This window comes from Halorubrum depositum, from assembly GCF_007671725.1.
GTDB lineage: Archaea > Halobacteriota > Halobacteria > Halobacteriales > Haloferacaceae > Halorubrum > Halorubrum depositum.
The window spans coordinates 1048707-1068777 of record NZ_VCNM01000002.1 but is presented as its reverse complement, the minus strand read 5'-3'; the positions used below and the strand labels follow the sequence as shown (position 1 = coordinate 1068777).

At 73.4% G+C, this 20071-nt stretch carries 19 protein-coding genes and 1 tRNA gene; 8 read left to right on the top strand and 12 right to left on the bottom strand.

Going from position 1 to position 20071, the window contains the following annotated elements:
• Positions 1 to 29 precede the first annotated feature (29 nt).
• Complete coding sequence (locus tag FGM06_RS12835; protein ID WP_144799631.1) at positions 30 to 611, bottom strand: biotin transporter BioY; 582 nt, start codon at positions 609 to 611, stop codon at positions 30 to 32.
• A 194-nt stretch (positions 612 to 805) separates the two neighbouring features.
• Here FGM06_RS12835 and FGM06_RS12830 point away from each other — a divergent pair, with 194 nt between their 5' ends.
• On the top strand, positions 806 to 1492 hold the full coding sequence (locus tag FGM06_RS12830) for a hypothetical protein (RefSeq protein WP_144799630.1): 687 nt from the start codon (positions 806 to 808) through the stop codon (positions 1490 to 1492).
• 99 nt (positions 1493 to 1591) lie between these two features.
• Entirely contained in the window at positions 1592 to 2275 is a 684-nt protein-coding gene (locus FGM06_RS12825) for a hypothetical protein (protein ID WP_144799629.1), read from the top strand.
• 19 nt (positions 2276 to 2294) lie between these two features.
• Here the strand turns inward: FGM06_RS12825 and FGM06_RS12820 are convergent, their stop codons facing one another.
• The gene (locus tag FGM06_RS12820; RefSeq protein ID WP_144799628.1) at positions 2295 to 2783 is read right to left on the bottom strand and encodes a cupin domain-containing protein; all 489 of its coding nucleotides are present in this window, start codon (positions 2781 to 2783) and stop codon (positions 2295 to 2297) included.
• Between the two features lie 329 nt (positions 2784 to 3112).
• Between FGM06_RS12820 and FGM06_RS12815 the strand changes: the two genes are divergently transcribed.
• Positions 3113 to 4681 (top strand): (R)-citramalate synthase, encoded by a 1569-nt coding sequence (locus tag FGM06_RS12815; RefSeq protein ID WP_186311020.1) that lies wholly within the window; start codon positions 3113 to 3115, stop codon positions 4679 to 4681.
• 30 nt (positions 4682 to 4711) lie between these two features.
• Here FGM06_RS12815 and FGM06_RS12810 read toward each other — a convergent pair whose 3' ends face one another.
• Positions 4712 to 6358 (bottom strand): alpha-amylase family protein, encoded by a 1647-nt coding sequence (locus FGM06_RS12810; RefSeq protein ID WP_144799626.1) that lies wholly within the window; start codon positions 6356 to 6358, stop codon positions 4712 to 4714.
• A gap of 150 nt (positions 6359 to 6508) precedes the next feature.
• On the opposite strand from FGM06_RS12810, the gene FGM06_RS12805 reads away from it, so the two are divergent.
• On the top strand, positions 6509 to 6820 hold the full coding sequence (locus FGM06_RS12805) for a hypothetical protein (protein WP_144799625.1): 312 nt from the start codon (positions 6509 to 6511) through the stop codon (positions 6818 to 6820).
• A gap of 59 nt (positions 6821 to 6879) precedes the next feature.
• Here FGM06_RS12805 and FGM06_RS12800 read toward each other — a convergent pair.
• A tRNA-Ser gene (locus FGM06_RS12800) sits at positions 6880 to 6964 on the bottom strand.
• Positions 6965 to 7139: 175 nt separating this feature from the next.
• On the opposite strand from FGM06_RS12800, the gene FGM06_RS12795 reads away from it, so the two are divergent.
• Positions 7140 to 8102 (top strand): AAA family ATPase, encoded by a 963-nt coding sequence (locus FGM06_RS12795; RefSeq protein WP_144799624.1) that lies wholly within the window; start codon positions 7140 to 7142, stop codon positions 8100 to 8102.
• A gap of 34 nt (positions 8103 to 8136) precedes the next feature.
• Here FGM06_RS12795 and pyrE read toward each other — a convergent pair whose 3' ends face one another.
• The 8 genes from pyrE to FGM06_RS12755 all read right to left on the bottom strand — a co-directional run bounded on the left by pyrE (position 8137) and on the right by FGM06_RS12755 (position 15527).
• Entirely contained in the window at positions 8137 to 8685 is a 549-nt protein-coding gene (gene pyrE, locus FGM06_RS12790) for an orotate phosphoribosyltransferase (protein ID WP_144799623.1), read from the bottom strand.
• A gap of 107 nt (positions 8686 to 8792) precedes the next feature.
• Complete coding sequence (gene kdgK1 / locus FGM06_RS12785; RefSeq protein WP_186311019.1) at positions 8793 to 9758, bottom strand: bifunctional 2-dehydro-3-deoxygluconokinase/2-dehydro-3-deoxygalactonokinase; 966 nt, start codon at positions 9756 to 9758, stop codon at positions 8793 to 8795.
• Positions 9759 to 9884: 126 nt separating this feature from the next.
• On the bottom strand, positions 9885 to 10457 hold the full coding sequence (locus FGM06_RS12780; protein ID WP_394348618.1) for a DUF7519 family protein: 573 nt from the start codon (positions 10455 to 10457) through the stop codon (positions 9885 to 9887).
• The gene (locus FGM06_RS12775) at positions 10454 to 11767 is read right to left on the bottom strand and encodes a DUF58 domain-containing protein (protein ID WP_144799620.1); all 1314 of its coding nucleotides are present in this window, start codon (positions 11765 to 11767) and stop codon (positions 10454 to 10456) included. Before FGM06_RS12775 ends, FGM06_RS12780 begins: the two co-directional genes overlap by 4 nt.
• On the bottom strand, positions 11760 to 12353 hold the full coding sequence (locus FGM06_RS12770) for a DUF7269 family protein (RefSeq protein ID WP_144799619.1): 594 nt from the start codon (positions 12351 to 12353) through the stop codon (positions 11760 to 11762). Before FGM06_RS12770 ends, FGM06_RS12775 begins: the two co-directional genes overlap by 8 nt.
• Positions 12354 to 12355: 2 nt before the next feature.
• Entirely contained in the window at positions 12356 to 13300 is a 945-nt protein-coding gene (locus FGM06_RS12765) for a DUF4129 domain-containing protein (protein WP_144799618.1), read from the bottom strand.
• A gap of 40 nt (positions 13301 to 13340) precedes the next feature.
• Positions 13341 to 14420 (bottom strand): MBL fold metallo-hydrolase, encoded by a 1080-nt coding sequence (locus FGM06_RS12760; protein WP_144799617.1) that lies wholly within the window; start codon positions 14418 to 14420, stop codon positions 13341 to 13343.
• Positions 14421 to 14501: 81 nt separating this feature from the next.
• The gene (locus tag FGM06_RS12755) at positions 14502 to 15527 is read right to left on the bottom strand and encodes a two-component system sensor histidine kinase NtrB (RefSeq protein ID WP_144799616.1); all 1026 of its coding nucleotides are present in this window, start codon (positions 15525 to 15527) and stop codon (positions 14502 to 14504) included.
• Between the two features lie 159 nt (positions 15528 to 15686).
• Between FGM06_RS12755 and FGM06_RS12750 the strand changes: the two genes are divergently transcribed.
• The 3 genes from FGM06_RS12750 (at position 15687) to FGM06_RS12740 (ending at position 20069) form a co-directional block, all read left to right on the top strand.
• A complete protein-coding gene (locus FGM06_RS12750; protein ID WP_144799615.1) occupies positions 15687 to 16064 on the top strand; it encodes a hypothetical protein in 378 nt (125 codons plus the stop codon).
• A 495-nt stretch (positions 16065 to 16559) separates the two neighbouring features.
• Positions 16560 to 18812 carry a phosphoribosylformylglycinamidine synthase subunit PurL gene (gene purL / locus FGM06_RS12745; protein WP_144799614.1) on the top strand — a complete coding sequence of 751 codons (2253 nt, stop codon included), beginning with the start codon at positions 16560 to 16562 and terminating at the stop codon, positions 18810 to 18812.
• Between the two features lie 126 nt (positions 18813 to 18938).
• Entirely contained in the window at positions 18939 to 20069 is a 1131-nt protein-coding gene (locus FGM06_RS12740) for an ABC transporter ATP-binding protein (protein ID WP_144799613.1), read from the top strand.
• The last annotated feature ends 2 nt before the right edge of the window (positions 20070 to 20071 follow it).

The window sequence follows — 20071 nt, the reverse complement described above, 5'->3', positions numbered from 1 at the left end:
GCCGCCTCCGGGTTACTCACGCGGTCACCTCACGCGGCCGCGATCGCGTCCGAGCGCACGATCCCGACCGCGGCGGCGATCTTCGCGGCCTCCGCGGGGAGGAACACGGCGGCGCCCTGGACGAACGCCTCGGCGAGGGTGAGCTCTAAGACCAGGTAGAGGCCGACGACGCCCATCGCGTAGACGACCGTCGTCCCGGCGGCCATCGCGGCCACGAGGACGGGAACGGGGACGGCGTCGAGCTCGCGGAGGTCGCCGCCGCGGTGGACGATCGCGCCGACGAGCGCGGCCGCGATCGGGTACGACCAGAGGTAGCCGGCGGTCCCCCCCACGAGCTCTCCGAAGCCCGCGGAGCCGCCCGCGAACACCGGCGCGCCGAGCGCGCCCGCGGCGAGGTAGAGGACGAGCGTCGCGCCCCCCCAGACCGGGCCGAGGAAGATCCCGGCGAGGAAGACGCCGAGGACCTGCAGCGTGACCGGCGCGGGCGACACCGGGAACGGGAAGGAGACGTACGCGAAGGCGCCGACGAGCGCCGCGAACAGCGCCGCGCGGGCGAGGTTCGTCGCGGTCTCGTCGCCGACGAGATCCACCGACTCCGTGTTGGTTGCCATGTCCACGACAGGCTCGTAAACCGACTTGAATATATTGGTTGACGATAGCGCTCGGCGGTCGGCAGTCTCCGGGAGCCGACCGAACGGCGTCGCTCGGCCGCTGCGCCTCTCGGCGGCGATCCGGAGCGATCGCGCCCGAGACGTCCGAAACCGGACGCGAGGCTTTTCTACCGTGAGTGCGTACGTGCGGGTCCATGGACGAGAAGACCGCCGAGCTCCGCGACATCTTCGTCGAGACCACCGGGTCCGACACGGTCACCGAGCGGCAGGCGGAGTCCCCCGGCACCCTCACCGACCGCGACGAGGCCGCCGTCGCAGAGCGCGTCCGCGAGCTGGTCGCCGCGATGCGGGAGCGGTACGACTTCTCGACGCCCCTCGACGACGCGACGTACGTCCGGATCGCCCGCGGGCGCTTCGAGCTGGAGGACGACGCGGCGATCGTCGCCGCGCTCGCCGAGGGCGACGACGCGGGCGCGCTCGGCGGCGACGAGGGGGACGAAGACGGCGGCGACGACCCCGAGCCGGTCGACGTCGACCCCGACACCGTGCGCGACGCCCGCTTCGACCTCCACCTCGTGCGCGAGGCCGACCGCGCGGTCGACGACGCCCCGTTCGACTACGCCGACCTGAAGTCGCTCACAGCCGAGGGGAGCTCCATCGTCGACTGCGCGCAGGCGCTCGACGCCGACCCCGACGCCGTCGCGAAGTACGCGCGCGTCGCTCGCGTCGACCTCACCTCCACCCGGGCGAACGACCGCTTCCGCGACGAGCTCCGCGACCTCCTCACCGACGCCGAGATCGAAGGCAACCACGCCGAGACCGCCCGCGAGGACGGGTTGCGGGAGGCGACCGAGGACATCGAGACGGACGTCTCGCTGTAGACGCCGCCCGCGTCGACGCCGGCCCGCGTCGACCCCGGCCCGCCGCCCCGCTCGCGTCCCGCCCGTGCCCTTATCAGCGAAACCGCGCCCATCCACCTCGTGACCCCCTTCAGCGACGTGGCCCGCGCGGCCTACTGCCCCCGACAGCTCTACTACGCCCGCCGCGAGGACGACCGGGCGGTCCCGGCGGACGCCCGCGCCCGCATCGACCTCGCCTATCGCTACCCCGCGCTCGTCGACGCGCCGGACGCGACGCTCCGGCGGCTCCCGATCCGGCGCTCGCCGGCCGCCTACCGCCGGAACCTCGACCGCCTCCGCGACCGCGACGACTACGATCGGCTCGCCGACCCCGCCCGCGAGCGCGCCTTCGTCTCCGGGAAGGACTGTCACGGAACGGTTCACAAGGTGTTGGGCGGCGGTGGCGACGCCACCGATCCGCCCGATTGCGACGACCCGCCCGTCCCCACGGTCGTCTCGCCGGGCGAACCCCCCGAGAACGGCGTCTGGGAGCCGCAGTCGGTCAGGGCCGTCGCCGTCGCGAAGGCGGTCGCGTGGGAGCGCGGGCGCGAGGTGCCGCGCGCGCTGGTGGAGTACCCGAGCGTCGGCGCCGTCCGCGAGGTCCGGCTCACGATCCGCCGGAAGGCCGCCTACCGCCGGGCGCTACGGGCCGCCCGCGCGATCGACGGCCCGCCGTCGCGCGTCGACGACGACCGGTGTTCCGCCTGCGACTACCGCGAGGCGTGCGGCGTCGGGCGCCGGTCGTTCCGGTCGCTGCTGGGGTGAGACGGCCGCTGACGGGGCGCTACGGCGAGAACGACGTGCCGCACTCGGTGCAGGTGAACCGGAACCGGCCCTCGTCGGTCAGCTCCGTCGCGTGCGGGAGCTCCTCGCCGCAGGTCCGGCACTCGATCAGCGACTCGATCGCCTCCCAGTCGTGGCGCGCGCCGGGCGCGCCGAACGCCCACGCGACGACCCCCTCGTCGGCGTCCTCGCGGACGAACCCGGACTGGAACTCGCCGGGCGCGAACCGGATCAGCTCGCCCGCCCCGACGTCGACGCGCTCGCGCTCTCGGCCGACCTCGAAGGTCGCGGTCCCCGACATCACGTAGAACACCTCCTCTTGGTCGCCGTGCGTGTGAAGTCCGCCGGAGAAGGCGTCTCCGGGCGCGAGCTCGAAGTAGTTCATCGCGACGTGTTCGGTGCCGAGGTCCCGAGAGACCGGTCGGCGCACGTCGTGGACGTCCATCGGGTTCGTGACGACGTCGACGTCGTCGACCGCGACTCGCTTCATGCGGGCCGCTCTCGGTCCGCGCGTGTAATCCTGTCGGCGACCGGCGGCTCCCGCCGGGCAGTGTTCCGGGCGTCGCCGACGTATCCTCGACGAACCGCCGACCTCGCCGACGATCCGTCGGTCATTCCTGTCGCGACCCGTCCGTTTATACGTGTGTGACGCGTCGGCACGGACACGAATGACACGAGACGATCGTGGTCGTTCGGAGGATAGAGGAAGTCGCCTCGCGGCGGCTGGCCGCGAAATTCTCCGGCGATAACGACTCCGGGGCACGACCGCCCCGCGGCGGCACCGACCCCGAACCCACCGCAGAGCCGACGGACTCCCTTTTGACCCGAACACCACTCACCGAACTCGACGAGGTACAGCTGTTAGACACCACCCTGCGCGACGGCGAGCAGATGCCCGGCGTCTCGCTGACGCCGGCCGAGAAGGTCGACGTCGCCCGCGAGCTCGACGCCGCGGGGATGCACCTGATCGAGGCCGGCTCGGCGTGCACCTCCGAGGGCGAGCGCGAGGCCATCCGCCGGGTCGCCGGCGAGGGGCTCGACGCGACCGTGACGAGCTTCGCCCGCGGCGTGAAACGCGACGTCGACCACGCGCTCGACTGCGGCGTCGACGGGATCAACCTCGTCGTCCCCGCCTCGGACAAACACGTCGAGACGAAGGTCGGCTCGACCCGCGAGGAGGTGGTCGAGACGACCGTCGAGCTCGTCGAGTACGCCAAAGAGCACGGCCTCTGGGTCGAGGTGCTCGGCGAGGACGGCTCGCGCGCCGACCTCGACTACCTCGAACGCCTGCTCGGCGCGGGCCTCGACGCCGGCGCCGACCGGATCTGCTACTGCGACACCGTCGGCGCGGCCGACCCGGAGCGCACCGCCGAGGTCGTCTCCCGGCTCGCCGAGCTCGGCCCGACGAGCCTCCACACCCACGACGACCTCGGCCTCGGCGTGGCGAACGTCCACGCCGGGCTGAAGGCGGGCGCCGACACCGTCCACGGCACCGTGATGGGCGTCGGCGAGCGCGCCGGTAACGTCGCCTTGGAGGAGGTCGCCGTCGCGCTCGCCCGGTCGTACGACGTCGACACCGTCGAGTTCGAGCGACTCTACCGGCTCTGCCGGGTCGTCTCGGAGGCGACCGGCGTGGCGCTCCCGCCGAACAAGGCGGTCTGCGGCGCCAACGCCTTCGCCCACGAGTCCGGCATCCACACCGACGGCACGCTCAAGGACGGGACGATGTACGAGCCGTACCCGCCGGAGACGGTGGGCCGCGAGCGCCGGCTCGTCCTCGGCAAACACGCCGGCCGCGCGGGCGTCAAGGCCGCGCTCGCCGAGCACGACGTCGCGGTCGACGCCGACGAGCTGAGCGAGGTCGTGAGCCGCGTGAAGGAGCTCGGCGACCGGGGGAAGCGCGTCACCGACGCCGACCTGCTCGCGATCACGGAGGACGTGCAGGGCCGCGAGCGCGACCGCCGCGTCGAGCTCGTCGACCTGTCGGCCACCTCCGGCGGGAACCTCCCCACCGCGTCGGTCCGGCTCCGGGTCGGCGACGAGGAGCGAGTCGCCTCCGGCACGGGCGCCGGTCCCGTCGACGCCGGACTTGAGGCCGTGCGGGCCGCCCTGGCTGGCGATGGGGCCGACGGCGAGGGCGACGGCCCCGGCGGCGTCTCCTTCGATCTGGACTCCTACCACGTCGACGCGATCACGGGCGGCACCGACGCGGTCGTCACCGTCGAGGTCGACCTCTCGCGGGGCGACCGCTCGGTCTCCGTCTCCTCGACCGACGCCGACATCACCCGCGCCAGCGTCGTCGCGATGGTCGACGGGCTCGACCGCCTGCTCTCGGCCGCCGCCGAGGACGGGTCGGTCCCGGACGTCGCCTCGCTCGCGGACGACTGACCGGGGCCCCTCGCCCCGAGTGATCCGCGTTCAGCGCTTCTCGGCGCGTATCCAGGCGTAGTCGCAGGCGTCGAGCTTGAACGTGACGCCCCCCTTCGCCACGTAGTGCTCGCCGTCGCCGACCACGTGCTCGACGGTGGCCGGGTCGACGTCGAAGCCGACGATCTCCTCGCGGTACTCGTCCGCGAGGTTGTGCGCGCAGAGCAGGACGGTTCCTTCGTGTTCGAACCGGTGGACGCGCGTCTCCTTGTGGTCGCAGTCGAGCGCGCGGTAGCCCCCGCGGGCGATCTCCGGACAGGCGTCGCGGGCCGCAACGATTTCCTCGACCCGCGAGAGCAGCGAGTCGGGGTCGCCGCGCTGGTCGGCGACGTTCACGCGGTCGTAGGCGTACTCGCCGTCGTCGACCACGGGGTTGTAGCAGTCCTCCGGATCGGCCGTCGAGAAGCCGCCGTTCGGGGAGTCGTCCCACTGCATCGGGGTGCGGACGGCCTCGCGCTCGGGCAGGGAGAGGTCCGCGCCCATCCCGATCTCGTCGCCGGACTGGAGCGCGACGGAGCCGGGGAGCGAGAAGAGGAGGCTGTGAGCGAGGGCGATCCGGTCGCGGTCGCCGCCGTACAGGTCCGCGAGGCGGAGCCGGTGGCCGCGCTCGAAGATCCACGAGTCGCCGTCGTCGTCGCCGAAGTGCTCGCGGGCGTGCTCGAACGCCTCCTCGGGGAGCTTCAGCAGGTTCCACTCGTCGTGGTTCCGCAGGAAGTTCACCCACCCGCCCACGTCGGAGACGTCCGGGAGGATCTCCTCGGCGCGCTGGAGCGGCCAGGTGTCGTTCACGCCGACGGCGTAGGTGAGGTGCGCGTTCATCACGAAGTTGAACTGGAGGTGGAACGCCTCGCCGTCGCCGAAGTAGTAGTCGAGGTGCTCCGGCTCGTCGTCCGCCTCGGCCAAAAGCACCGCGTCGGACTGCTCCGCCTCGACGACCCGCCGCATCTCCTTGAACAGCTCGATGGACTCGCCCAGGTCGGTCTGATCGAGGGTGGTCGCGTCGTGCCCCTTCGGCATCAGCATCGGGTGGGCGGCGTCGATCCGGAAGCCGTCGGCGCCCTGGTCGAGCCAGAACCGGAGCACGTCGTACAGCTCCTCGCGGACGGCGGGGTTCGCGACGTTGAGGTCGGGCTGGTGGCCGTAGAACTGGTGGAAGTAGTGCTTCTCGGCGACCTCGTCGTACGTCCAGACCCCGTCCTCGTACTCGGGGAAGATGTTGCCGCGCTGGTGGGCGTCGTCGAGGTGACTCGTCCACAGGTAGTAGTCGTGGTACTCGGACTTCGGGTCCTCGCGGGCTCGCTGGAACCACTCGTGCTCGTCCGAGGTGTGGTTGAAGACAAGGTCGGTGATCACCCGGATGCCGCGCTCGTGCGCCCGGTCGGCGAACTCGCGGAAGTCGTCGAGGCTCCCCAGCCGGTCGTCGACGCCGTAGTAGTCGGCGACGTCGTACCCGTTGTCGCGGAGCGGACTCGGGTAGAACGGCCGGATCCAGAGCGCGTCGACCCCGAGCTCGTCGAGGTAGCCGAGCCGGTCGATCGCCCCCCGGAAGTCCCCCCATCCGTCGCCGTCGCCGTCGTTGAACGTCTTGACGTCCAGCGAGTAGATCGTCGCGTCCTCGTACCAGGCCGGGTCGCTCATGCGTCCGGGTAGGGAGGCGGGGGTCTGGTTTCTTGCGGTTCGCTCTCGCCCCGTCCGCGGTGGTCTCACCGGTCGAGCGGCGACCGCCGACCGCGTCGCGAGCGGTCGCGTCTGACGAGGTTTTTAAGCGATGACGCCCGAACGTCGCCCGTGAGCGTCGTCGTCGCGGTGAAGCCCTCGGCGCGCAAGCGCAACGCGAAGGTGGGGCGGCTCGTCTTCGAGGACGGCCCCCGTCACGCGTTCGAGAGCCGCGCGGCCGCGGAGCGGTGGGCGGCCGACCTCTCGACGGGCGACGGCCACGTCTGGGTCGCGAGCGCGCACCCCCGCGACGGCGACGAGGTCGACTGCTACCTCGTCTCGCGGGCGACGAACGCGAAGCTGGAGGCGGCCTACGACAAGCGGCGACGGCGGCTGCGGGGCGACTCCGGGAGCGAGCAGGAGTCGCTGGGCGGACAGCCGTAGGGTCCGACCGCGGTCGCCGTCCCCGGCCGCATCGCTCGCGGGGCGGCGTTCGAGAGAAGCGCCGAGGCGGAGATTTGAACTCCGGTGTCCGAATGGACAGTAGATTTCGAATCTACCGCCTTGGCCAGGCTAGGCTACCTCGGCTCACTTGCGGGTTGGCCGGTTCCGCTGTTATGCGTTTCGATCGCCGGTGACGAAGCGCCGACGGCGACGGATCCCAGACAGCGACGGCGACGCGTCGAGACCGCGTCTCCAGGGTGCCGAGGGGAGCCGGACCGCCGCCGGCAACGCTTTTCGGCGCGGCTCCCGTGCGCCCGGTATGGACGTCCCCGAAGCGGCGAGGGTCTGCTCGCGCGTCGTCGAGGAGGTCGGCGGCGCGGTCGTCGCCGACCGCGAGTTCCTCGACCGCGTCACGCTCGGGATCCTCTCCCGCGGCCACGTCCTCTTGGAGGACGTGCCCGGCACCGGCAAGACCCTCTCGGCGCGCTCGTTCGCGACCGCGCTCGGCTTGGAGTTCTCCCGGGTGCAGTTCACGCCCGACCTCCTCCCGTCCGACGTCACCGGGACGAACGTGTTCGACGAGCGCGACGGCTCCTTCGCCTTCTCGCCCGGCCCGATCTTCGCCAACGTCGTGCTCGCCGACGAGATCAACCGCGCGCCGCCGAAGACCCAGGCCGCGCTGCTGGAGGCGATGGAGGAGGGACAGGTGACCGTCGACGGCGACACCCACGAGCTTCCCAGCCCCTTCTACGTCATCGCGACCCAGAACCCCGTCGAGAGCGAGGGCGCGTTCCCGCTGCCGGAGGCGCAGCTCGACCGCTTCGCGATCAAGACCTCGATCGGCTACCCCGACGAGGACGGTGAGGTCGAACTGCTCCGGCGGCGCGCCGGCCGCGTCGAGCAGGCGCCGACGGTCGACCGCGTCCTCGACCCCGACGCCGTCTCCGCGCTCCGCGAGGTACCGGAGACCGTACGCGTCGACGACGACCTGCTCGGGTACATGGCCGCGCTCGTCCGCGCGACCCGCGAAGACCGCCGCGTCGACGTGGGCGTTTCGCCCCGCGGCACGCAGCGGCTGTTCGAGACCGCCCGCGCCGCGGCGGTCGTCGCCGGCCGCGAGTTCGTCACCCCGGACGACGTGAAGCGCGTCGCGGAGCCGACGCTCGCGCACCGGCTCGTGTTGACCCCGGACGCCGCCGTCAACGACGTCGACGAGCGCGACGTGATCGCCGACGTCTTGGAGCGCGTCGCGGTGCCGACGGTGGACGCGCCGGAGACCTGACGCCGGTTGAAAAACCCGCGGCCCCGGACTACCGTTACTCCGCGTCCCGCTCCGCCAGCAGCTCCGTCGCCGTCAGCAGCGACTCCAGCTCCACGCCGTGGTCGGCGAGCAGCTCCGCGGCCCCCTCCTCGCGGTCGACGACGACGAGCACGCGGTTCACCGTCGCGCCCGCCTCGCGCAGCGCCTCGACGGCGTCGACGGCCGACTGCCCGGTCGTGGCGATGTCCTCTAACACGACGACCTCCTCGCCCTCGTCGAGCCGGCCCTCGATGCGGTTGCCGGTGCCGTACTCCTTCGCCGACTTGCGCGCGATGACGTACGGGCGGCCCATCTCGGCGGCCGTCACGGCCACCAGCGGGACGGCGCCGAGCGCGACCCCCGCGAGCTTCGCGTCGGTGTCGGCGAGCCGGGCCGCGAACGCCTCGCTCACGAGCGTTAACGCCGCCGGGTCGGTCTCGAACAGGTACTTGTCGACGTAGTAGTCGCTGGTGCCGCCGTGCGAGAGCTCGAACTCGCCGAACCGGACGGCGTCGGCCGCCCGCAGCGCGGCGATGAGCTCGCGTCGTCGCTCGTCGTTGGTCATACCCTGAGGGGGCGGGCCGGCGACTATAAACGGGTCGGAACGCGGGCGACGCCCGCCGGAGGGAATGCGGGCGGCTGCCGCCGGCCGAAACGCTGGCGGACCGGCCCCTACCGGTCGATGCCGCCGCCGCCGTCGACGACGTCGGCCACGTCCTCGGGCGTGATCACGGCGAGGTCGCCGTCGACGGTGCGCTTCAGGGCGGCGGCCGCGGCGGCCCACTCCAGCCCGTCCGCGACGCCGCCGCCGTCGAGCCGCTTGGCGAGGTAGCCGGCGACGAAGGCGTCGCCGGTGCCGATCGCGTCGAACGTCTCCGCGTCGAAGACGCCCTGCTCGTACACCGCGCCGTCCCGCAGCGCCACCGCCCCCTCCGTGCCCCGCGTGACGACGACGGTGTCGAAGCCGAACTCGGAGGCGAGCCCGTGGGCAATCTCGACGGCGTCGCCCTCGCGGCCCAGCACCTCGCGGGCGTCGCGCCGCGGGACGAACAGCGTGTCGACGTGCGCGAACAGCTCCTCGTACGCCGCCCGGGCCGTCTCGGGGTCCCAGAGCTTCGCCCGGTAGTTCAGGTCGAACGAGCGGATCGCGCCGGCCTCGCCCGCGGCGCGGAGCAGCGCGGTCGTCGTCTCCGCGGCACGCTCGGAGAGAGCTGGGGTGATCCCGGTCGTGTGGAAGCGCTCGGCCGCCTCCAGCGCGGCGGTCGGCAGCTCCCCGGGCTCGACCGTCGTGATCGCGGCGTCGGCGCGGTCGTAGACCACGGTCGTCCCGCGCGGCTCGCCGCCGTGCTCGAGGTAGTACGTCCCGACGCGGCTCGACTCGGGGTCGGCCCACGCGACGCCGGTTCGGACCCCGTGGCTCCGGAGCTCGCTCACGACCCGCCGCCCGAGCGGCGACTCCGGGAGCTTCGAGAGCCAGACGGCGTCCGCGCCGAGCCGCGCCGCGCCGACCGCGACGTTGCTCTCCGCCCCGCCTGCCTGGACGCCGAGCTTCCGTGTCGTTTCCAGCCGGACGCCTCGCGGCGGCGAGAGCCGGAGCATCGTCTCGCCGAACGTTACGAGGTCCGTCACGCTGACCACCCCGCGAAGTCGGGTTTCGGAGGGAGCGCGGCCGCCACGGTCGCTGCGGTTTGCATACCGGAGCGTCGGCGGGGGAGTACAAAAGGGCAAGCGATCGGCGGCGGCTCGACCGTCGCGGTCCGGGTCTCACCGGATCGCCGACGCCAGCACCACCGCGCCGAACAGCAGCAGCGCGAGGGCCGCGACCGGCTGCGACCCGGCGGCGGCGAGGTAGACGCCGGAGGCGACCCCGACCGAGAGCGCGCCGACGAGCAGGGTCGTCCCCGCGTGGACGGCGACGTTCCGCCGGGTCCGGGCGTCGCGGCCGACCTGTGCGCCGACCGAGAGCCCGTGGTCGGCGAGGTCCCACGCGACGGCGAGCCCGACCCCGGCGACGAGCAGCGCCTCGACGCCGCCGCCTCGATACCCCGCGACGGCGAGCCCGACGACCCCGACCCCGGCCGCCCACGAGAGGAGCCGGTGTGACCGGCGGAGCGACCCGGCGGCGATTCCGACCGTCGCGGCGGCGAGAAGGGTACCCCCGGTCGGCGCTGCGAGGAAGGCGGCGAGGGTCGCGACCGCGGCCGCGACGAGGCCGACGACGACGGCGAGGGTCGGGGGGCGGGCGTCGCGCTCCGGCCGGTCGACGCGGTCGGTCGCGTCGTCGGCGTCGTCGTCATCGGCGTTGTCGGCGTCGTCGGGGGAGATGTCGACGCTCACGGCGACCACCTGCTCGTCGCCCGCGCGACCGCGACGGGGAACGACTCTCCGCCCCACTCGACCGCGCGGATCCCCGCCGACCGGAGCTCGCGCAGCCGCTCGCGGCGCTCGAACCCGGCGAGCCGCTCGCCGGAGGTTCCCGCCGCAGTCACGTCCGGCGAGAGGACGGTGACGAGGTGGCCGTGCGCGTCGATCCGACGCGCGAGCGACGCGGGCGCGTCGTCGACGAGGGGGGTGAAGAACAGCACCTGCGCGTCGGCCGGGAGCCGCCGCCGGAACCGGCGGAGCCACAGCGACCGGTAGAAGCGGTCCCCGCTCGGCGTCGGCGCCAGTGCGGGATCGGTCGCCAGCGTCTCGCGCCCGCGGGCGGCGTGTGCAGTGCCCGCCCCCGGAGCGAGCCAGCAGTCGACGGGGCCGAGCGCCGCGATTCCGACGCGGTCGCCGCCGTCGAGGAGCGCGCGGAACGCCTGCCCGGCGGCGCCGACGCTCGCCTCGACCGCGGTCTCTCCCGCGGGCTCGGACGCGGCGTACGCGGCCTCCCGCGCGTCGATCAGGAGGACGACGGTCGCGGAGCGCTCCTCGCGGAGCTCCACGGTCGCCAGCTCGCCCGTCCGCGCCCGGCGGTTCCAGTCGACGCGCTTGAGCGGGTCGCCGCGGCGGTACTCGCGGGTGGCGTGGAACTCCACGCCCGCCCCGCCGACGTCGGTCGGCATCCGCCCGTGGGACCGCGTCGTCAGCCCCCGGAGCGGGAGGTCGCCGCCGGCCGACAGCTCCGGGGTGCAAACGATCCGCGCGGGGTCGGTTGGCTCGATCGCGGTCGTCCGCTCGCGCGACCCCGCCGGGTTCCGCGAGATCGCCGTGAGCGCCTCCCACTCGTGCTCGCCGCGGGTCGCGCGCACCGCGTACTCGAACGCGACCGAGGCGCCCGGGCGGAGCGCGGTCGCGACCCGCGCGGGGCCGTCGACGACCTCCAGCCCCGGCGGGACCCCGTCGACGAGCCGGAGGTCGGCGATCGGCGCGCCGCCGACGTTTCGCGCCCGGACCGCGACGGTGACCTCGTCGCCGGGATCGGGCGTCGCGTCGCTCACCGTCCGGGCGACGTCGAGCGTCGCGGCCGGCGCCTCGCCGAGTCCGGCGTAGAGGGCGTAGCCGACCCCGACCGCCCCGAGGAGGACGAGCCCCGGCCGCCGCGCGACGACTCCGACGCCGACCAGGGCGAGCGCCGCCCCGCGGATCCCGTCCCAGCGCCCCGTCTCGGCCTCGCGGAGGGGCCTGTGCTCGGTCGTCGCTGGCTCGCCGTCCTCACTCATCGCTCGCCTCCCGCCCCTCGCCGTCCCTCTCGGACCCCCCGTTGTCCCCCTCCAGACGCCCGACTGCGTCGACGGTGGCCCGGAGGCCGAACTCGTAGCGCGAGCGCCCCGAGACCGCCGCCCGGAGCCGGACCCGGACCGGGTACGACGACGGGCGCGCGAGGAACGCGGCGGCGGTGGCGTCGTCGGTCCACTCGCCGGTCTCGACGAGGCGCTCGGCCGCCTCGACCGAGACGTTCCGGTCGCGGGCGACGGTCGCGACCGCGACCTCCCGGACCCGGTCGCGGATCTCCCGGCGGGCCCGGTGACCGCCGAGCGCGGAGCCGGTCGCCCGCGCGACGCGATCGTCGAGGTCGGCGCCGGGCACCGTCGCCGGCGCGCGTCGCTCCGGGTCGCCAGGGGACGTGGCCGCGCGATCCCGGTTGCGGCGGGCGTTGGCGTACCTGGCCCCTTGGAGCACGCCGAGCGCGCCGATCAGGGTGACGACGACCGTCGACGGGTCCAGCGCGCTCGCGACCCCGCGGTCGACGGCTGCGACGAAGCCGACCGCGACGGCCGCCACGCCGAGGGCGACGAGGGGCCGCACCGCTACCCAGCACCCCCGTGGCGCTCCTCGATCCGGCGGAGGGCCTCGGCGGCCCGGCGCTCGCGCTCGGCCGTCGCGTCCTCGCCCCCGTACCGCACCCGCTCGAAGACGGCGGTGAGGTCCGCGACCGGCTCCTCGTCGACGCCGGCGTCGACGGCCGCGGCCGCGAACTCGGCGGGCGTCGAGGAGGCGGGGCGGTCCACGTCGAGGGCTTCGGTCATGTCGCGCCACGCGCGGTACACCTCGTTGTCGGCGTCCGACCGCTCGATCCGCTCGGCCGCCGCGCCCGCGGTCCGCCCGACCTCGCGGAGGTCCGGGTCGGCCGGGTCCGATTCCTCGCTCTCGGCGTGCCCTTCGCCGTCGGCCGGCTCGTCGTCGCCGCCGGCGCCGAGGAGCACGGCGACGCTCGCGACGAGCGCCGCGACCACGACCAGCGCGAACAGCAGCTCCGGCGCCGAGGCGGTCCCCTCGCCGCCGCCCGCGCCGGCTCCCCCGCCGCCCTGCGGGAGGAAGCCGCCCTCGCCGACCGCGGCGCCGAGCGCGAACTCGATCTCCCCGTCGACCGGGCGGCAGGCCGAGAGCAGCCAGCCCAGCGCGGCGACCGGGACCCCCATCGATCCGGCGACGGCGCCCGCGGCGAGCCGCGAGCCGGTGTCCCGGTAGACGAACGCCGCGACCCCGGTGAGGACGGCGGCGAACGCCAGCAGCGCCGGCGGTTCCCGGAGGAACTCGAAGCACGCGGGCGGGACGGAGAGCGCGCCCCCGCCGCTCGGGGCGGGCGACGCGCCGACGTCGCCGCTCTCCCCGCTCGGGCCACCGCCGTCACCGGTGCCGCCGAGCCCGCCGCCGCCGAGGCTCACGGCGGAGTCGAGCGTCGCCGCCGCGACGCCGAGGGCGACGACCGCGAGGAGGGCGAGGAGGACCGCAGCGAGGGTGTCCCGCTTCACGTCCGTGGATACGCCGTGCCGAACGAATAGCTTTCGACGGTCACCCCGACGTCTCGCTCCCGTCCACGGAATCGTCGAGCGGCGTCGTCGGGAACAGCGCGTCGACGTCGGGGTCCGCGTCGACGAGGCGGTAGCGGGCGCCGTCGCGCTCGACGACCCCCGCGTCCGCGAGGTGGTCGAGGTGCGCGAACGCCTCGCCCGGCCCGTGGAGCACGTGGATGTCGACGAGGTCGCCGAACAGCTCCGCCGACACCTCCCACGCCGTCGCGGGGCCGCGGTCGGCGAGGACGTCGAGCACGCGGCGCGTCCGGTGGCGGTGGTGGTCGAGGATCGTCGCGGCCCGCCGGCTCGGGTCGTCGATCCGCTCGCGGTGACCCGGGTGCGCCGCGTCGAAGTCGCGCTCGACGATTCGCGCGAGGCTCCGGGCGTACGCCGCGAGCGGCGCGTCGACCCGGACGTCGGCGCCGCCAACGTTGGGGGTGTACCGCGGGAGGAGGGCGTCGCCGGCGAACAGCTCCTCGGGGGCGGTCGACGCGTCTCGCGGCGCTCGGCCCCCCGCCCGCCCGACCGGCTCGTGGTCCGGGACCTCGCGCGGGTCGAACGCGAACCCGGTGAGCCCGGCGGTGTGGCCCGGCAGGTGGACGGCCTCCAGGGCGACGCCGCCGACCTCGATCACGTCGCCGTCGGCGACCGTCGTCACCTCGGCGGGGCGACCGCTGAGCCCGGTCCCCACCGCGTCGAAGAAGTCTCGCAGTCGGTCCTGGTCCTCGTCGGGGAGCCCCCATCGGTCGAACGTCTCGCGCTGGAGGTCGGGGTCGGCCGCGAGCGGCGTCTCGGTCCCGTCGACGAGGGGCGCGTCCGCCTCGTGGACGTACACGTCGGCGCCGCTCTCGGCCTGTATCTCGCCGGCCAGCCCCGCGTGGTCGGGGTGCCAGTGGGTCAGGGCGACCGCGTCGACGTCGGCGAAGGCGACGCCGTGGTCGGCGAGGCCCGCCTCCAGGTCGGCGCGGACGTCCGGTAGCGCGACGCCGGTGTCGACCAGCGCGGTCGTCTCGCCGTCGAGCAGGTAGACGTCGTTCTCGCCCTCGAACACGGTGTTGCCGAGCTGGATCCGCTTCACACCCTCCCGTCGTCGGGCGCCCATTTGAGGGTTGCCACCGCGGAACCCTCGGGGGTCGGATTCTCCCGCCTCGGGGCCCGCTCAGTCGAGCACGTCGACGCCGGTGAACTCGAAGCGCGCGCCGCCGTCGGCGCCGTCGGTGACGCGCACGTCCCAGCCGTGGGCCGCCGCGACGGCCTCGACGATCTCCAGCCCGAAGCCGGTCCCGCCGTCGTTCGTGGTGAACCCCGCCTCGAACACCGCCTCGCGGTCGGCCTCGGGGATCCCCGGGCCGTCGTCGGACACGTAGAAGCCGCCGTCGAGGTCGCCGACCGTGACGGTGGCGTCGTCGCCCGCGTGCTCGACCGCGTTTCGGACGAGGTTCTCGAACACCTGTCTGAGCCGGCTCCGGTCGGCGCGCACCGCGCTGTCGGTCTCGACGCGGAGCGTCGCGTCGGCGGTCTCGACCCCCTCCCAGCACGCCTCGGCGAGCTCGCGGAGGGGGACCCGCTCCGTCCCCTCGACGCCCTCGCCGTCGCGGGCGAGCGTCAGGAGGTCGTCGATGAGGGAGTCCATGCGCTCGTGGGCCCGGGCGACGTGGTCGAGGTGCTCGGAGTCGCACTCCTCGCGGGCGAGATCCAGTCGGCCGCGCGCGACGGAGAGCGGGTTCCGGAGGTCGTGGCTCACGATACTGGCGAACTCCTCCAGCCGCTCGTTCTTCTCCCGGAGCGACTCTTCCCGCTCCTTCCGCTCGCGGACGTCCCGGATGACGCCGACGCGGTCCAGCTCGTCGCCCCCCTCGCTCGTCACTCGGTTGAACCGCATCTCCACCGGGAACCGCTCCCCGTCCGCCGTGAGGAACTCGTACTCGACGGCGCCGGCGTCGCGGTCGCCCGCCTCCATCTCGCGCCGTACCCGTGTGGCCTTCTCCGCCGTCTCCTCGGTGACCCAATCGTAGATTTCCGTCCCGAGCAGCTCCTCGCGGCTCACCCCCTTCATCTCCGCGTAGCGCTCGTTGACGTACGCGATAGTCCCGTCGGGACGCACGGCGTACACGGCGTCGTCCAGCGAGTCGAGCATCGTCTCGTACCGCCGTATCTCCCTGTCGCGGGGTGCCCGTTCCGTCATGACTTCACTCGCAAACTCATTTCAGCCGTTCGGTAATAAATGGGTCGTCGCGGTCGGCCGCTCGGTCTCGGTGCGGTTCCGGCGTCGACGCGGTCCGGTTCCGGTGTCGACGCGGTCCGGTTCCGGTGCGTTTTCCTCGCCGCGCGCCCATCCGATCGCATGGAGTATCAACCCGGCGTCTGTAACATCGGACCGGCCCAACAGCGACGGCGGCTCGCCCTCGGGGTCGCCTCGTTCCTCCTCGCGGTCGCCCTCGTCGCCGCCGTCGTCGCGGTCGGCTGGCCGCGCTGGGCGCTGCTCGCCGCGGTGTTCCCGCTGTACGGCGCCGCGATGGGCTACTTCCAGTACAGCGAGCGGTTCTGCGTCGGCTTCGCCGGCATCGGCGTCTTCGACGTCGGCGACGGCACCAACCAGGTCCTCGACGAGGCGGCGCTGGCGGCCGACCGGAAGCGCGCGGTCCGGCTGAACGCGAAGTCGCTGGCGGTCGGCGTCGTCGGCGCGGTACTGATCTACGGCGTCGCGGTCGTCGGGTTATAAGTGGACACCGTCGGAGCGGAGGTAATTCTCACCGAAGTCTCGCGCGCTCGTTTATAAAATGTCGAGACCGGGTCGTCGGTGAACGCCTCTAAAGTCCCAGCCGCTCGGCTAGACGCGGTTGATTCCGGACCGTCGGTCTACACCTCCAAAGCCCCAGCCGCGAGGCGGGAGCACAGCTCGCTGCGCTCCTCACTCGGTCGCTTACGCTCCCTCGTTCGGTGCTTGCGTCGTCTGCTCCCGCCTCGCGGCTGCCCCTTTGAGTCCCGTCCGCCCGCAACCGCACCGCGGCCTCACGCCTCCCCAGCCTCGTCGGTCACTCTCCGCTTCGCTCCGAGTGACCGACTCCCTCACGCGTGCGCCTCGCGTCCTGCGAACGCTCGGCGGCACGCGCCACCGCGCATCATCAGCGAACCGCGTCGTCACAGAAGCCGATCGGGACTGCACGAACGTGCACATAGAAAAGCATTAGAACGGCCTCGGTAACCACATAAGTGAATGAGTCTCTCCGAACCGGACCGCGAGCTCGTGGTGGCCGAGCTCGGTCGGGAGCCGACGACGGCCGAGGCCGCGCTGTTCGAGAACCTCTGGAGCGAGCACTGCGCGTACCGCTCCTCGCGGCCCCTGCTGTCGGCGTTCGAGAGCGAGGGCGACCAGGTCGTCGTCGGGCCCGGCGACGACGCGGCCGTCCTCGCGCTGCCCGAGCCGGACGCCGCGGACGCCCCGGCGGCCGAGCGCGCCGCCGACGACTACGGCGACCAGTACGTCACCTTCGGCGTCGAGAGCCACAACCACCCCTCCTTCGTCGACCCGTTCGACGGGGCCGCCACGGGGGTCGGCGGCATCGTCCGCGACACCATGTCGATGGGCGCGTACCCGATCGCCTTACTCGACTCGCTGTACTTCGGCGGCTTCGACCGCGAGCGCTCCCGGTACCTCTTCGAGGGCGTCGTGGAGGGGATCTCCCACTACGGCAACTGCATCGGCGTCCCCACCGTCGGCGGCAGCGTCGCCTTCCACGGCGGCTACGAGGGGAACCCGCTCGTCAACGTCGCCTGCGTCGGGCTCACGAACGAAGACCGGCTCGTGACCGCGACGGCTCAGGAACCCGGCAACAAGCTGGTCCTCGTCGGCAACGGCACCGGCCGCGACGGGCTCGGCGGCGCGTCGTTCGCCTCGGAGGACCTCGCGGAGGACGCCGAGACGGAGGACCGCCCCGCGGTGCAGGTCGGCGACCCCTACGCCGAGAAGCGGCTGATCGAGTGCAACGAGGCCCTGGTCGACGAGGATCTCGTCCTCTCCGCCCGCGACCTCGGCGCGGCCGGTCTCGGCGGCGCCTCCTCCGAGCTCGTCGCGAAGGGCGGGCTCGGCGCCCGCATCGACCTCGACAGCGTCCACCAGCGCGAGCCGAACATGAACGCGACCGAGATCCTGCTCGCCGAGAGCCAGGAGCGGATGTGTTACGAGGTCGCCCCCGGCGACGTCGACCGCGTGCGCGAGCTCGCCGACCGGTTCGACCTCGGCTGCTCGGTCATCGGCGAGGTGACCGACGGGAACTACGTCTGCGAGTTCGCGGGCGACGGCGATAGCGAGACCGTCGTCGACGTCGACGCCGAGTACCTCGCCGACGGCGCGCCGATGAACGACCTCCCGAGCGAGGCGCCGGCGCAGCCGACCCGCGACCTGCCCGACCCCGAGCCCGCCCTCGCCGACGCGGTCGAGTCGGTCGTCTCCGCGCCGTCCACCGCGAGCAAGCGCTGGGTGTACCGGCAGTACGACCACGAGGTCGGCGCCCGGACCGCCGTGAAACCCGGCGACGACGCGGCGATCATGGCGATCCGGGAGACCGCGGTCGACGGCGACGACGCCGCACTCCCGCCCGCCGAACAGGGCGTCGGCCTCGCGCTCTCATCCGGCGCGAACCCGAACTGGACCGAGGCGGCCCCGTACGAGGGCGCCCGCGCCGTCGCTTTAGAGAACGCGACCAACCTCGCCGCGAAGGGCGCGGTGCCGCTCGCGGCGGTCGACTGCCTCAACGGCGGCAACCCGGAGAAGTCCGACGTGTACGGCGGGTTCAAGGGGATCGTCGACGGGCTCGCCGACGCCTGCGCCGCCCTCGACACGCCCGTGGTCGGCGGCAACGTCTCGCTGTACAACGACAGCGTCGAGGGGCCGATCCCGCTGACACCCACGCTCGCGCTGATCGGGACGAAGCGCGGCTACGACGCGCCGCCGGCCGCGCTCGACGCGGAGCGCGCAGGCGACTCCGAGCTCCTCTTAGTCGGCGCCGGCGGCGACGCGCTCGGCGGCTCCGAGTACCTCGCGCAGGCGGGCGGGACGGACCGGTTCCCGGAGCTGCCGGACGCCGACTCGGGCCCCGACTCTCCCGCGCTCGCCGACCTCGTCGCGTCGCTCGCGGCGGTCGCCCGTCACGAGTCGACGCTGGCGACCCACGACGTGAGCGACGGCGGGCTCGCGGTCGCGCTCGCCGAGCTCGTGACCGACGCGGCCGGCGCCGACGTGACGCTCCCAGACCGCGTCGCGGCGTTCGACGAGACGCCCGGCCGCCTCGTCGTGCAGACGACCGACCCCGAGGCGGTCGCCGATCTCGCTGACGACCTCCCCGTGCTCCGGCTCGGTGACGTGACGACGGACGGGACGCTCTCGCTGTCGGTCGGCGACGAGTCGACGTCGCTCGACGCCGACGCGGTCCGGGAGCTCCGCGGCGTGATCGAGCGCGAACTGGCCTGACGACCTGCGGCGAACCCCTCCACCTCCGATTTCCGGCGCCTGAAAGCGAGCGACACGCTTTTAGGCTTTCCTAAAATACGTAGGGGCAACCACGGGACGCCGGCGGTCCCGGCACCCGACTCACCGATGGCTCAGACACAATCAGTCGGAACGAAGCGGTCGAGCGCGACAGAGAGCGAGTCCCCCGCGGACCCGTCGCCCGACCCGGTGTTGTCGCTGTCGGACGTGACCAAGGAGTTCGGCCCCGAGACGGCCGTCGACGGCGTCTCGCTCGACGTCGAGCCCGGTGAGCTGCTCACCTTCCTCGGTCCCTCGGGCTGCGGGAAGACGACGACGCTCCGCACCATCGCGGGGTTAGAGGAGCCGACGGAGGGACGTATCCGCCTCGGCGACGAGGTCGTCGCCGGCGACGGGGCGCTCGTCCCGCCCGAGGGGCGCGACGTCGGAATCGTCTTCCAGAACTTCGCGCTGTTCCCGCACCTCACCGTCCGCGAGAACATCGCGTTCGGGCTCTCCGACGCCGACGCGGCGGCGACCGAGACGCGCGTCGACGAGCTGCTCGACCTCGTCGACATGCCGGAGCACGGCGCGAAGACGCCCGACCAGCTCTCCGGCGGGCAGAAGCAGCGCGTCGCGCTCGCCCGGTCGCTCGCCCCGGAGCCCGAGGTGCTCCTCCTCGACGAGCCGTTCTCGAACCTCGACGTCCGGCTCCGCGTCGAGATGCGCGAGGAGGTCCGCCGCATCCTGAAGGAGGCCGGCGTCACCGCCGTCTCCGTCACCCACGATCAGGAGGAGGCGCTCTCCATCTCCGACCGCGTCGCCGTGATGAACGACGGCCGTATCGAGCAGGTGGGCCGCCCCGAGCAGGTGTTCGAGCGCCCCGAGTCGAAGTTCGTCGCCTCCTTCCTCGGACGGGCGTCGTTCCTGGAGGGGGAGCTCCGCGACGGGAAGGTCGAGACCGGGATCGGCCGGTTCGACGCCGTCACGCTGGAGGGGTACGACACCGTCTACGACGGCGCGCCGGTCGACGTGCTCGTGCGCCCGGACGACCTCCGGGCGACGCCCGCGAGCCCCGAGCTGGCCGACGGGGTCATCGTCTCGCGGCAGTACGTCGGCCCCTCCTTCGTCTACCGGGTCGAGCTGGAGTCCGGTGACGTGGTCCACTGCCTCCACAACCACGTCGAGGAGTTCGACCTCGACGAGCCGGTCAGCTTAGAACTCACCGCCGACCACCCGCTGGCGTGGTACCCGCGGTAGGC

What these genes read in the sequence shown, in the direction of transcription:
- FGM06_RS12835 (WP_144799631.1), bottom strand. Translation starts at nt 611, where the DNA reads ATGGCAACCAACACGGAGTCGGTGGATCTCGTCGGCGACGAGACCGCG.
- FGM06_RS12830 (WP_144799630.1), top strand. Translation starts at nt 806, where the DNA reads ATGGACGAGAAGACCGCCGAGCTCCGCGACATCTTCGTCGAGACCACC.
- FGM06_RS12820 (WP_144799628.1), bottom strand. Translation starts at nt 2,783, where the DNA reads ATGAAGCGAGTCGCGGTCGACGACGTCGACGTCGTCACGAACCCGATG.
- FGM06_RS12810 (WP_144799626.1), bottom strand. Translation starts at nt 6,358, where the DNA reads ATGAGCGACCCGGCCTGGTACGAGGACGCGACGATCTACTCGCTGGAC.
- FGM06_RS12795 (WP_144799624.1), top strand. Translation starts at nt 7,140, where the DNA reads ATGGACGTCCCCGAAGCGGCGAGGGTCTGCTCGCGCGTCGTCGAGGAG.
- pyrE (WP_144799623.1), bottom strand. Translation starts at nt 8,685, where the DNA reads ATGACCAACGACGAGCGACGACGCGAGCTCATCGCCGCGCTGCGGGCG.
- FGM06_RS12775 (WP_144799620.1), bottom strand. Translation starts at nt 11,767, where the DNA reads ATGAGTGAGGACGGCGAGCCAGCGACGACCGAGCACAGGCCCCTCCGC.
- FGM06_RS12755 (WP_144799616.1), bottom strand. Translation starts at nt 15,527, where the DNA reads ATGACGGAACGGGCACCCCGCGACAGGGAGATACGGCGGTACGAGACG.
- FGM06_RS12750 (WP_144799615.1), top strand. Translation starts at nt 15,687, where the DNA reads ATGGAGTATCAACCCGGCGTCTGTAACATCGGACCGGCCCAACAGCGA.
- purL (WP_144799614.1), top strand. Translation starts at nt 16,560, where the DNA reads ATGAGTCTCTCCGAACCGGACCGCGAGCTCGTGGTGGCCGAGCTCGGT.
- FGM06_RS12740 (WP_144799613.1), top strand. Translation starts at nt 18,939, where the DNA reads ATGGCTCAGACACAATCAGTCGGAACGAAGCGGTCGAGCGCGACAGAG.